We start from the raw sequence: 12,547 nt of genomic DNA, 5'->3' as shown, positions 1-12,547 counted from the left end.
TTGCGGCTTGCGGCTTGCCGCGAGGCTTAGTCGGCGCTGACCACGATCGATACCCGGCGGTTTTCGGTGCGCCCGGCCGCGGTGGTGTTGCTGGCCACCGGTTCGCTGCTGCCCAGGCCGCGCAGTTCGATGTTGTGTTCGGGCATGCCCACGGAGGTCAGCACCTTGGCCACGCTTTTGGCGCGGCGCAGGGACAGTTGCTGGTTGTAGGCCTCTTTGCCCGAGGAGTCGGTGTGGCCGTCTACGCGCACGTGGTTGATGCCCACGCCCATCAGGGCTTTGCCGATGCGTTCAACAATTTCCGTGCTCGGTGCGTTGAGGCTTTCCACGTCGCTGCCAAACAGCACCTTGCCCGACAGGCCAAAGGCCCAGCCCTCCTCGGTCAACTCGAAACCTTGTTGCTTGAGCACGGCGATCTGCGCCGGGGTCAGGCCTTTGGGCGGGGCGCTCTGGCACCCGGCCAGGGCCGCAAGGGCGATGAACAGGGTCAGGGTGAAGAAACGCATGGAACGCTGAGTCAAAGAGAACACGGAATTTAGCTCCTGGTTTGCACGTGGGCGGCCGAGTGCTCCGACCCGGCCGTATGTTGCCCGCCCCGCGAGAGGCGTTTGGCGTGGTACATCGCCGCGTCGGCGGCATCGATCAGCGCGCTCGGAGTCGCGCCGTGGTCGGGGTAGACGGCAATGCCAACGCTCAGGGAGGTCATCACCGCCGCGTTGCCGGGCAACTGCACGGGCAATGCCATGCTGGCGATGATTTTGTCGGCAATGCGCTCGGCGTCTTCGATCTGGTGCAGGGGCGCAAGCAGTACCGCGAACTCGTCGCCGCCCAGGCGCGCCACCAGGTCTTCCTCACGCAGTTGCGCGCGCACCCGGTTGGCCACGGCCACCAGCACCGCGTCGCCGGCGGCGTGGCCGAAACGGTCGTTGATGCCCTTGAAGCGGTCGCTGTCGAGGAACAGCACCGCGACCCGCTCGTCGTGTTTGCTGGCGTTGCGCAGGGCGCGGATCAACCGGCCTTCGAAGAACGCACGGTTGGGCAGGCCCGTGAGGCTGTCGTGGCTGGCCTGGTGGGCGAGGCTTTCGTTCTCGCTTTGCAGGTGGTTTTGCCAGGTTTCCATTTCATCGAGCAAAGCATTGAAGTCGTTGCCCAGGTTGTCCAGCTCGACGATCCGCGCCTTCGGTACACGCCGGTCGAACGTGCGCTCGCTACGGGCGGCGTGGGCCACATGGGCGAGGTTGCGCAGCGGCCCGGTGATGCCTTGCAACTGGCGCCGCGCCAGGTACAGCGCGACCCAGGCACTGAGGGCCGTGCACAGCACGATGCCCGCCAGGCCACTGAGCAAAAAGCGCAGCAAGCTGCCGCCGTGGCCCACCAGCAAGAGGCTGCCGACGGTGCGGTCCTGGTGGACGATGGCCAGGGTGATGGGTTTTTCCAGGAAGCTGCGCGCCACCTGCATTTCCAAATGGGAAAACAGGCCGTTTTCCGGGCGCTGCCAACGCGCCACCAATTGGCCTGTGGCGTCGAACACCTGGGCATCGGCCACTTCTTCGGTGGCGGCGATCAGCGCCAGGGCTTCGGTGGCGGCCTGTTTGTCGTCGAACACCACCGCCGCTTCCACGGTGTAGCTGATGGACCGGGCGATCAGGTGCAGGTTGTGGTCGGCATACACCCGCAAGGCCAGCATGCCCAGCAGGGTCAGGGAGACACTGGCCATCGACACCGCTGCCAACGCCACCGTCAGGTGCCCGCGACCGATCACCGATTGCAGGGTTGGGCGGGCCGAGCGGCTGAACAGCTTCACGGCTCTGCCGCCCGCCGACGCGACAATTGCAGCACGCTGGGGTGAATGCGCACGCCGCTGCGGGCTACGGAGTCGAGGTTGACCTCAAACGACACCTGCTGGTCGCTGACCCGCAGGCAGAACAGGCTGCCCACGGTGCATTGGTCGCCGCCCTCGCTGATGCTCAACACCGGGCGCCCGGTGAGGTCACTGAACAGACGTGTGCGTTGGTCGGCGTTGAGTTTGCCGATGTACACCGAGTCGCAGTCTGTGAGAATCGCCGGGTTATCCGCCAACAGGCGCCGCACCTGCACGGGGCGGCCGGTGGCTTGGGTGGTGCCCTTGACCAGGTCGTCGGTGTATTCGGTGGGCCCGACCACACACAGGCGCAGTTGCTGCGGCTCCACGGGCCAACGGGCGTAGCTGAGAATCCCCAGCACCACTTGGGTGACAGCCTGGGCACGCTGCTCGGCCATGCTCCGCGGCGCAGCGGCTTGGGCATGGGCGAACGGGGCCGACAGACAGAACAGGCTGGCCAACAGGAACTGCTTGCATCCACCCATGCGCTCTGCCGGCGACACAGCCACAACCATGCAGGAATTCTCTTCTAACTACGTAGGATAATGCCGCAACGATAGCACAGCGCCTTTAGCCGGTGGGATCCAGACCACGCCCCTACAGTTCAACGGTGGGCTGGGTCGGGGCGGCGATCCGAGGATGGCAGCGGTATGCCTGATGCTTCTTCACCGGCAGGAATACCGCCATCGCGGGCAGGCCCACTCCCACAAAATTCTGCCCACCCCCACAGAATCCTGCCCACTCCCGCAGGGAAGGGTGACAACCAGGCCTGCGTGGTAGCCCGACTCCTACGGCTTTTGCTTTTGATCTGGCTTTTGATCTGGCTTTTGATCTTGATCCACCCGCCCCATTCCCAGGAGGCCGAACGCAGGCCTTGCGCAGGGGGCAGTTCGGCAGGGATGCCGAACTAGCCGCGATGGGCCATGGAGGGCCCTTCGCGGCGCGCCCCCGGAGCAATGCCGGAGTGAGGGAATGTCGAGCGTTAGCGAGACACCGGATGGAGGGGCAAGACCTTTTGGTTCCTTTTGGGGCGTTTGCCAAAAGGGACCCGCCGTCAGGGCGGAACCGCCAGCCGCCCCCCCCAAAAAAACGGATATGCCCCCAAACCTAAACCCCAGTTATGTAGATACCTAGGCCACGATGGCAGCGGTATGCCTGATGCTTCTTCACCGGCAGGAATACCGCCATCGCGGGCAGGCCCGCTCCCACAGAGTCCTGCCCACTCCCGCAGGGGTTTGGGGTGCTATGCCAGCTCCAGCATCAACCCACTCAGGCGCTTGACCTTGCGCCGGGTGGCTTCTTCAAACACGCCGGCGCGGGGCTCGATGAGGCTGAACCAGTGTTTGGCGCGGGTGATGCCGGTGTAGATCAGCTCTTTGGTCAGCACCGGGTTGAGGGCGTCGGGGAGGATCAGGGCGGTGTGGGCGAACTCCGAGCCTTGGGATTTATGCACGGTCATGGCGTACACGGTTTCCACGTCATTCAGACGGCTGGGCAGCACAAATCGCACCCCGCCCTGGCCGTCGTTGCGGGCGAAGGCCACCCGCAGTACCGGGCGTAGGGTGCCATTGGCGTCCGGTTCCGGCAGGTTGAGGGCGATGCCGATGTCGCCGTTCATCAGGCCCAGGCCATAGTCGTTGCGGGTCATCAGTACCGGGCGGCCTTCGTACCATTGCTGGTCGCTGTCGATCAGCCGCGCCTTGAGCAACGCGGCGGTGATGCGCAGGTTCAGGCCCTCCACGCCCCACGGGCCTTTGCGCACGGCACAGAGCAATTGGAACTCATCGAACGCCCCCAGTACCGCGCCGGCCCATGCAGCCCAGCGCGGGTCGTGCGTCGGCGCGTGCGGGCGGGTGCTGCGCAGCAGGCTCAGGTAGTGGCGGTAGCCCTGGGGGCCGTCGCCGTGGCCGTCGAGCAGCAGGCGTTCGAGGGCGCGGTCCTGTTCGCCCTTGAGGGGCAGGCAAAACAGGTCGCCATGGCTGTGCGCCGCCAGCAGGGCGCGGGCTTGCTCGGGTTGTTGTTGGTTGACCCAACGGGCCAATTGGCCGATGCCGCTGCCTTCGCCGAAGCGCCGCGAGTGGCGCAGCATCACCACTTGCTGGGCCAAGGGGTGGCTGGCGTCGGTGTCTTGTTGCAACCCGGCGCCGCCGAGGGTTTCGCCGCTGGCCGCCTCCAGCCAGGCGCGGGTCTGCGGGTCGTACCAACCGGCCTCGGCGTCGCGGCACAGGTCGCCGAGCACGGCACCCGCCTCCACCGAGGCCAATTGGTCCTTGTCCCCCAGCAGCACCAACCGCGCGTGGGGCGCCAAGGCGTCGAGCAGGTTGGCCATCATTTCCAGGTCGATCATCGAGGCTTCGTCCACCACCAGCACGTCCAACGCCAGGCGATTACCGGCGTGGTGGCGAAAGTGCCGGGTGCCGGGGCGGCTGCCGAGCAAGCGGTGCACGGTGGTGACGTCGGCAGGGATGCGCGCGCGCACCGCCTCGTCCACGTCCAGGCCGCGCACTTGCTGGCTGATGGATTCGCTCAGGCGCGCCGCCGCTTTGCCGGTGGGCGCGGCGAGGCGGATGCGCAGCGGCTGGCCCGCGGCCACAGCGGGGGCCTGCAATAGCGCCAGCAGGCGTACCACGGTGGTGGTCTTGCCGGTGCCGGGGCCGCCGGTGACGATGCTGAACCCGGCGCGGGTGGCCAGGGCGCAGGCGAGTTTTTGCCAGTCCACCGGTTGGCTGGCGTCGCGGGCGCCGAACAGGGCGTCGAGGCGCCCACGCAGGTCGGTGTTGCCCCCTTCGTGCACAGCCAAGCGCTGACGCAAGGCGCTGTCGATGCGCCGCTCGTAGGCCCAGTAACGGCGCAGGTACAGGCGCGTGCCCGCCAGCACCAGGGGCCGTTGCCGCGCCTCGGCGCTGTCGTCCGCGGCCCCCGCCACCAGGCGGCTGCCGGCCAACGCCTGGCACCAATGGGCCCCGTCCAGCCCGGCCAGCACCTGGGAGGGCAAGAGGATTACCGCACCGTCACCCTCGGGCGGCAGGGACAGGGCGAAGTCCGGCGCCTTGAGGGTTTCAACCAGGTCCAGGCACACATGGCCGTGGCCCAGTTGATGGCTGGTCAGGGCCGCCGCCAGTAGCACCAAGGGGTCGCCGCCCGGTTCCAGTTCATGCAAAAAGCGCACGAAGGCCAGGTCCAGCGCCCGCAGCCAACCGCGTTCGGCCCAACGGCTGAACACCCACAGCAGGTCGTCGGTGCGGCTCAGGGGCGCGAGGGCGGCCAGTTGTTCGGCGTCCAGGGCGACGGGCAGCAAATCGGCGAAGGCACGGCTCATAGCAAAACTCCTTGTTCCCACGCGGGTTCGGCCTTGGGTGCCGGGGGTTTGCCCTGGAAGAGCAGGTCCAGGTGTTCGATCAGTTCACGGGGCGGGCGCACGAAGTAGCTGCCCTGGCTCGGCGCGCGGCTGCCGCGCATGAACAGGTACAGGGCGCCGCCCATGTGCCGGTCGTAGTCGTAGTCGGTGAGCCGCGCTTTGAGCTGGCGGTGCAAGGCCAACAAATACAACACGTACTGCAAATCGTAACGGTGCTCCAGGATGGACGCCTCCATGGCCGCCGCCGTGTAGGCGGTGTCGTCGGCGCCCAGCCAGTTGGATTTGTAGTCGGCCACGTAATAACGGCCCTCGTGCTCGAACGTCAGGTCGATAAAGCCTTTGAACATGCCGTTGAGCAGCACCGGCTCGGCGGCCACCCGGGGGGCGCCGCCGTGGGTGTGTTGGCACACCAAGCGATCGAGTTGGCGCACGTCAACCTTGTGGCTGGCGAACCAGAATTCCATTTCGATGCGGTACTGCGTCAGTTGCCCGAGCACCACGGGCGGCTGCCCGGCGCCGATGGCCAGCGGCACGTGCAGCAGGTGGGCGAGCCAGTCGCCCAGGGTGTCGATCCAGCCTTCCCAGCCGCGGCGGTTGCAGCGCCGGGCCACGGCGTCGGTGAGACTGGCGCGGTCCACGGCGAAGCCTTCGTTGCCGGCCCACTCCAGCAAGCCGTGGAGGAAGGTGCCCGGGTTGGGGCCACGGGGGAAGCGGTGGATGTCGCCGCCGCTGCTGACCACTTCGCGCACGGCGTCGGGGTCGAGGCGTTCGTCGTCGAAGAGTTTTTGCGCCTGGGGGTTTTCCGGCGCCTCGTCGCTGCCTTCGCTCAGGCTTTCGCCCAGGCGCAGGGCGCTGTAGGAGGCGATCCACCAGTTCTGCGTGGCGCGGCGCGCAGGCACAAGGGCCGGCAGCAGCGCGGCGTCGTTGCGCGGGGGGTGGAAGCGCACGTCCTCGGCAGGCGGCAAGTCGGCGCAGTGCACCGCGTCGCAGCCGAGTTGCAGGCCCTCAAGCCAGGGGCGTAACCCGGCCGGCTCGGCCAACGCGGCGCCGCCGCCGAGCAGGTAGCCCAGCGCCGAGAGGTGCAGCACCGAGCGGTTGTGGTTGCCGCGCTTGAGGTCCGCCACCCCCAGCCAACAGGCATGGCGGGCGCGGGTCAGAGCCACGTAGAGCAGGCGCAGGTCTTCGGCCAGGCGTTCGCCGTCGGCCAGGGCAATCAGCTCGGGGGTGGGCCGCAGGCTGACCTGGGGGCGGTCGAATTCGTCGTGGTAGCTCAGGGGCAAACGGCTGCCGTCCACCGGTTTGGCCGAGCAGATGAACGGCAGGAACACCAGGGGATATTCCAGGCCCTTGGATTTGTGGATGGTCACCACTTTGACCAGTTGCTCGTCGCTTTCCAGGCGCAGGATCTGCTCTTCGCCGGCCTGCCCGGACGCCGCCAGGTGTTCGCCCAAGTGGCGGATCAGCGCTTGTTCGCCGTCCAGTTCCGCCGCCGCTTGCTGCATCAGTTCGCTCAGGTGCAGCAGGTTGGTCAGCACCCGCTCGCCGTCGTTGCGCGCGATCAGGGTTTGCGGCAAGTGGAAGTCGTGCAGCAAGCGGCGCAGCATCGGCAGCACGCCCTGTTTGCGCCACAGCTCGCGGTAGCCGCGAAACTGCATGACCCGCGCCTCCCAGGCCAGTTCGTCCTGGTTCAAGCGTTCCAGCTCCGCCAACGGCAGGTTCAGGGTCGGGCACGCCAGGGCGGCGCGCAGCGGCCGCTCGACATCCGGCTCGGCGCAGGCCTTGAGCCAGGCCAGCAGGTCGTGGGCTTCCTGGGCGCTGAACACCGAGTCTTTGTCCGACAGGTACACGCTGCGCACGCCGCGCGCGGACAACTCGCCACGCACGGCTTGGGCTTCCTTGCCGTCGCGCACGAGGATGGCGATGTCTGCCGGCAGCAAGCCGCGCAGGGCCTCGCCGTCGCGGGCAAACCCGGCACGGCCCTGCTGGCCGCCGTTGAGCAGTTTGACGATCTCGCTGGCGCAGGCCGCGGCCAGGTGCTGGCGGTACTGCATGCCGGCCAGTGGCTGTTCACTGGCCAGGTGCCAAATGTTCAGCGCCGCCAGGGCTTGGCCGTCCACCTGCAAGTGCTCTTTGCGGCCCTGGGACTGCACGGCCAGGAACGGCACCGGGTTGTCGCCATCGGCCTCGCGGAACAGGAACGCGCCGCGCCCGGCCTCCCGCGCCTCGGCCCGCTCGAACACATGGTTGACCGCCCGCACCATGGCGTGGCTGGAGCGAAAGTTGGTGCCCAGGGTGTGCAGGCGCCCGCGGGTGGCTTGGCGGGCGCGCAGGTAGGTGTAGATGTCGGCGCCACGGAAGGCGTAGATCGCCTGCTTGGGGTCGCCGATGAGGAACAGGCCGCTGGCCGGGTCGTTGTCTTCGATGCGGTAAATGCTCTCGAAGATGCGGTACTGCACCGGGTCGGTGTCCTGGAATTCGTCGATCAGGGCCACTGGAAACTGCTCGCGGATCAGCGCCGCGAGCCGCTCGCCGCCCTCCACCTGCAACGCCGCGTCCAGGCGCAGGAGCATGTCGTCGAAGCCCATCTCGGCGCGGCGGCGTTTTTCCGCCTCAAAGCGCGCGCCGATCCAGCGTGCCGCGTGTTGCAGCACTGCGGAGTCCGGGGTGGGCAAGGCGTCGAGGCTGGCCTTGAGCGCGGGCATGGCGTCCAGCCCGGGGTGGTGCGGCGGCTCGCCCTTCCAGGCTTCGGCCATGCCGTCAGGGGTCAGGCGGGTGAACCCGGTGCCGATGTCCAGTTGCTCCTGGTGTTCATCTGCGGCCCAGGCGCTGAGTTTCTCGAACCAGGGCTCGAAAAAACGCGCCTGCATCTTGCGCCCATCGACGGTTTTCGCGGCCACGCCTTGCAGGCAAATGGCCTTGAGTTCATCGGCCCATTGCAGCCACGGCGCTTTGAGTTGCACCAGGGCGGCGCGGCGCTCTTGCAGGCATTCTTCGATCAGTTCGGCGGGGGGCTTGCCTTCTTCGCCGTGGCGTTCGCTGGCAAACAGCGCCCGCACCCGAGGCAGCAGAGCGGCCGGCCCGCCCCAGTGGGCGCGCACCCAGTTCAGCGCATCGCCCTGCATGGGGTAGCAGAACAGCCGCCAGTAATCGCGCAGCACTTCGCCGAGCAGGTCGCTGTGGTCGGTTTCCAGGGTCTGGGTGAACAGGCTGCCGCTGTCGAAGGCGTGTTCGCGCAGCATGCGCTGGCACCAACTGTGGATGGTCGAGACGGCGGCTTCGTCCATCCACTGCGCGGCGATGTCCAGGCGATTGGCGCACCCGGCCCATTGCTGGGGGGTGAATTGCCCGCGCAACTCGTCGATCAGGCTGTCGGGGGCCGGGGTTTCGTCGCGAAAGAACCGCGCCGCTTCGGCCAGACGTGTGCGGATGCGCTCGCGCAGCTCTTGGGTGGCGGCATCGGTGAAGGTCACGACGAGAATCTGCGGTGGCAGCAGCTCGCGGCCAAAGCCTGCGGCCTCGCCGCCGTGACCCAACACCAGGCGCAGGTACAGGGCCGAGATGGTGAAGGTCTTACCGGTGCCGGCGCTGGCTTCGATCAACTGGCTGCCGCGCAGGGGGAAGGCCAGGGCCAGTGGCGCTTGAGGGGTCATGGGCGAGCCTCGTCTTGGGCTTGGGAGCGCCAGGGCGCATCGAGCAGCGGGCGGTACAGGGCGTTGCACCAATCGGCGAAGGTTTCGTCGCTCACCAACGCGTTGTAGTCGGCAAACTGGCGGGCCAGGGCCGGGCTTTCCCGACGCTCGCCCTCAAAGGTCTGGCCGTCGCCTTCATAAGCCTTGCGCGCGGCGGCGTCGGCCTTGGCCGGGTCGCTTTGGCTTAGCCAGGCGAATGCGGTTTTCACCGCCACCGGCAAGGGCTGGCGCATGCCGCTTTGCCAGGCTTGCAGCACGTCGCCGAGCAGGGCTTGGGCGGCGCCCGGTTCCAGGGGCGCGAGCAGCAGGGTGTCGTCGCTGGCCACCAGGGCGGTGGTCATCGGCCAGCCACTGGCGCACGCGGCCAAGTGGTTGACCCAGGGGCGGATCAAGCGATGCCATTTGCGGCTTTTGATCGCGCCGATGCCGTTGGCGATGGGGGTGACCGCCAGTAACGCCCCGTCGCTGCGCCGGTGCAGGCCACCGAGCCAGCCTTCGAGGGTGACGCCGTGCAGGTCCAGGCTGATGGCCATGGCGCTGGCCAGCGGCGTCGGCCACAGGGCCAGCAGCTGTTGGTGGCGTTGCAACAGGCCGGGCAGCGGCTCCATCAACTCGTGCTGCAAGCATTGGCCGAAACCGGCCATGGGCAGCAGGCCACTGCCCTGTAGGCGCCGGGCCTGGGCGGCGAGCGCGGCGTCGGCCTGCTCGGGGGCCAGCAGCGCCGCTTGCAGCAGGCTGTCGCTGAGGTTGTAGCGTTGCAGTGCATCCAGCACGAAGGGTTCTTCGTCTTCCAGCGGCGCTTGCGCAGCTTCAAAGAACACTTTCAAGCGTTGGCTGAAGAAGTGCCGCACCGGGTTGCGTAAAAAGTCCTGCAACTGCCCCAAGGCCAAGGGCTCTTCCTGAACGTAAGGGCCTAGGGCCTCGACCGGGGCGATGGGTGCGCAGGGTTGGTGCAGGGCCTGCCATTCCCGGGCGTAGCTGAACAAGCCCGCGCCCTGATGGAAATAGCGGGCACTGAAGGGTTGCAGCGGGTGTTCTTCGGTGACGGCGGCCAGTAGGTCGCTATCATCGGCCAGCCGCCAACCGCTGGCCAGGTGATCGCGCAACTGGCCGATCAACACCGACGCCGGGCGCTCGCTGTTGTCGCGGATGCTGCGCCCGACCCAACTGATGTAGAGCTGCTCGCGGGCCGAGAGCAGGGCTTCGAGCAGCAGGTAGCGGTCGTCCTCGCGCCGCGAGCGGTCGCCGGGGCGGTAGTCGCTGCCCATCAGGTCGAAGTCCAGGGGCGGCTGGGCGCGGGGGTAATCACCGTCGTTCATGCCCAACAGGCACACCAGTTTGAAGGGGATGGCGCGCATCGGCATCAGGGTGCAGAAGTTCACCGCACCGGCCAGGAAACGCTGGGACAAACGGCCCTGGTCCAACCCGGCAAGCCAGGCTTCGCGCACCACGGTGAGCGGCAGCTCATCTTGCAGGCCCACGGTTTCGCAGGTTTCCAGCCAGGTTTCGCGCAGTTCTTCCAATTGTGCGAGGAGGAAGTCGTCGTGCTCGGTGGCCGCCAGGAAGAACAACTGCATCAACCCTTGCAGACGTTCGCCCCACTGCGCCGGGGTGGCGGCGCTGGAGAACTCCTGGTGGGCGCGCTGCAAGGCGTCGAGCAGGGCCACCAAAGGGCCGATCAACGCCGCGTCGAGGCCGCCGATTTCATCGTAGGGCTCGATGCCATCACAGGCCTCGCCACTGCCGACTGCATAACCCAGCAGCATACGGCGCAGGCCGAACTGCCAACTGTTCTGCTCCAGGTCCGCCGGCAGGCCCAGGCCGGCGCGCTGCTGGGCGTTGATGCCCCAGCGGATGCCCGCGCCTTCGATCCAGCGGTGCAGCGTGGGCAGGTCGCGCTCTGCAATGCCAAAGCGCTCGCGCAGGGCGGGCACGTCCAGTAAATCGAGGATCTCGCTGACCGGGAAGCGGCTGTCGGGCAACTTGAGCAGGTGCTCCACGGCAATCAGCAACGGGTCGCGGCCACGCTGGCCCTGGTCGGCCAGGGTGAAGGGGATGAAGCGCGAATCGTGGCGCTCGAGTTGGCCGAACACGGCGCGGATGTGCGGGGCATAGCTGTCGATGTCCGGCACCATGACGATCACGTCGCGGGGGTTCAGCTCCGGGTCGGCGCTGAAGCGGGCCAAGAGTTGGTCGTGGAGGATCTCCACTTCACGCTGGGCGCTGTGGGCGATGTGAAAACGGATCGACTCGTCCGCCACCAGATCGACCGCGGGCCAGTGCTCGCGGGTTTCCGCCAGGGGGCGCAGTTCGAGAATGTCGTCCTGCAATTGGTTGAGCAGCGTGTGCGGGTTGTTGTCGCTGAACAGGTCGATGCGCCCGTCGCGAAACGTCGCCCGGTAACTGCCGGGGTCGTCGTAGCTGTCGAGCAGGCTGATGTAGTCGCGCCCCTGCTTGCCCCACGCGGCCAGCAACGGGTGAGCGTGCTGGTGCAGGGTTTGCGGGTCGATGACCTGGGGCATGCCGGCCTTGCGTGCCTGGCGTTTGTATTGGTGCCGCAACAGGTCTTTATCGGCGACGATGTCGGCCCAATGGTGCCGGCAAGGGTTGTGCACGCACAGCAACACCTGGCTGAACCGCGCCAGGCCCGCCAGTGCCTCCAGGGCCTGGGCCGGCAGCGAGGAAATCCCGAAAACGATCACCCGCGACGGCAGACCCAGGGGCGCTGTGTCCAGGCTATGGATGCGTTCGATAAAGCGCTGGTGCACGCCGGCACGGCTCTGGGCCATGCCTTCCTGGCCCACGTCCAACAACAGCGCGCGCCACAATTGGGCCTGCCAGCAATTGGCCGGCGTCAGGGGTTTGGGCTCGCCTCGGGCATTGCGCAACTGATGGCGGCCGGCGGCCCAATCTTCGAGCCAGTCGGCGCGGTATACCTGGTATTGGTCGAACAGATCGGCCAGGCGCTCGCAGAGTTGGTAGCGCTTGCGCAGGTCGGTGTCGTGGGTGAGGAAGCGTTGCAGCGGCTCGAAGTGCGGCTGGTCAATCAGCTCGGGCAGCAGGCGCATCAGGCGCCAAGTCAGCGGCGCTTTGTCCAGCAGGGACTTGGAAGGAATCTCGTCACGGCCCAGCACCATGCGATAGAGCTGCCACATGAAGCTGCCGGGCAATTGCACATCGATCGCGGCGGCGATACCGCAACCGCCGAGGTCGTCGTCCTCGCGGTCTTCGGCCAGTGCCAGTTTCAGCCATTGCGCGATGCCATTGCTCTGTACCAGGGCAATTTCATTCTCCAGGGGCGCCAAGGGGTAACGCCGCATCAGGTTTATCACCAGGCTGCGCAGTTCATCCAGGCTGTTGCTCTGAACCACCATGAAACCCGCACTGAGAGACGTCGCATCCGGCATGGGAGCTTCCTTGAAAAATGCAAAAAACCAGAGGCGAACCTTAGCACTGTCCGCTGCTGACCAACGGTGAGGATTCGGGTGCACTTGCGCGCTTTTCCATCGCGCAAAACAAAACCCCATCTGCTTTCGCAAATGGGGTTTCGGAATTTAATCTTGACGATGACCTACTCTCACATGGGGAAACCCCACACTACCATCGGCGATGCATCGTTTCACTGCTGAGTTCGGGATG

Annotated in this window: 6 protein-coding genes; all 6 read right to left on the bottom strand. The window is 66.9% G+C overall.

The genetic code is table 11. The annotated features are described in order from the left end of the window. Window positions 1–26: 26 nt before the first annotated feature. The 6 genes from CKW13_RS00030 to recC all read right to left on the bottom strand — a co-directional run bounded on the left by CKW13_RS00030 (window position 27) and on the right by recC (window position 12,315). Window positions 27–506, bottom strand: coding sequence for an OmpA family protein (locus CKW13_RS00030; protein WP_095105737.1), 480 nt, complete (start codon window positions 504–506; stop codon window positions 27–29). Window positions 507–535: 29 nt separating this feature from the next. After that, window positions 536–1,804 (bottom strand): diguanylate cyclase domain-containing protein, encoded by a 1,269-nt coding sequence (locus CKW13_RS00025; RefSeq protein WP_095105734.1) that lies wholly within the window; start codon window positions 1,802–1,804, stop codon window positions 536–538. After that, entirely contained in the window at window positions 1,801–2,376 is a 576-nt protein-coding gene (locus tag CKW13_RS00020) for a YfiR family protein (protein ID WP_095105731.1), read from the bottom strand. The genes CKW13_RS00025 and CKW13_RS00020 overlap by 4 nt, the downstream gene beginning before the upstream one ends. Before the next feature lie 728 nt (window positions 2,377–3,104). After that, on the bottom strand, window positions 3,105–5,180 hold the full coding sequence (gene recD / locus CKW13_RS00015; protein ID WP_095105729.1) for an exodeoxyribonuclease V subunit alpha: 2,076 nt from the start codon (window positions 5,178–5,180) through the stop codon (window positions 3,105–3,107). After that, window positions 5,177–8,869, bottom strand: coding sequence for an exodeoxyribonuclease V subunit beta (gene recB / locus CKW13_RS00010; protein ID WP_095105726.1), 3,693 nt, complete (start codon window positions 8,867–8,869; stop codon window positions 5,177–5,179). The genes recD and recB overlap by 4 nt, the downstream gene beginning before the upstream one ends. Continuing rightward, window positions 8,866–12,315 carry an exodeoxyribonuclease V subunit gamma gene (gene recC, locus CKW13_RS00005; RefSeq protein ID WP_095105723.1) on the bottom strand — a complete coding sequence of 1,150 codons (3,450 nt, stop codon included), beginning with the start codon at window positions 12,313–12,315 and terminating at the stop codon, window positions 8,866–8,868. Before recC ends, recB begins: the two co-directional genes overlap by 4 nt. Window positions 12,316–12,547: the final 232 nt, after the last annotated feature.

This window comes from Pseudomonas sp. Irchel 3E20 (assembly GCF_900187645.1).
Lineage (GTDB): Bacteria > Pseudomonadota > Gammaproteobacteria > Pseudomonadales > Pseudomonadaceae > Aquipseudomonas.
Note: the sequence above shows the minus strand (reverse complement) of the source record. Positions and strands in the feature narration are given on the sequence as shown.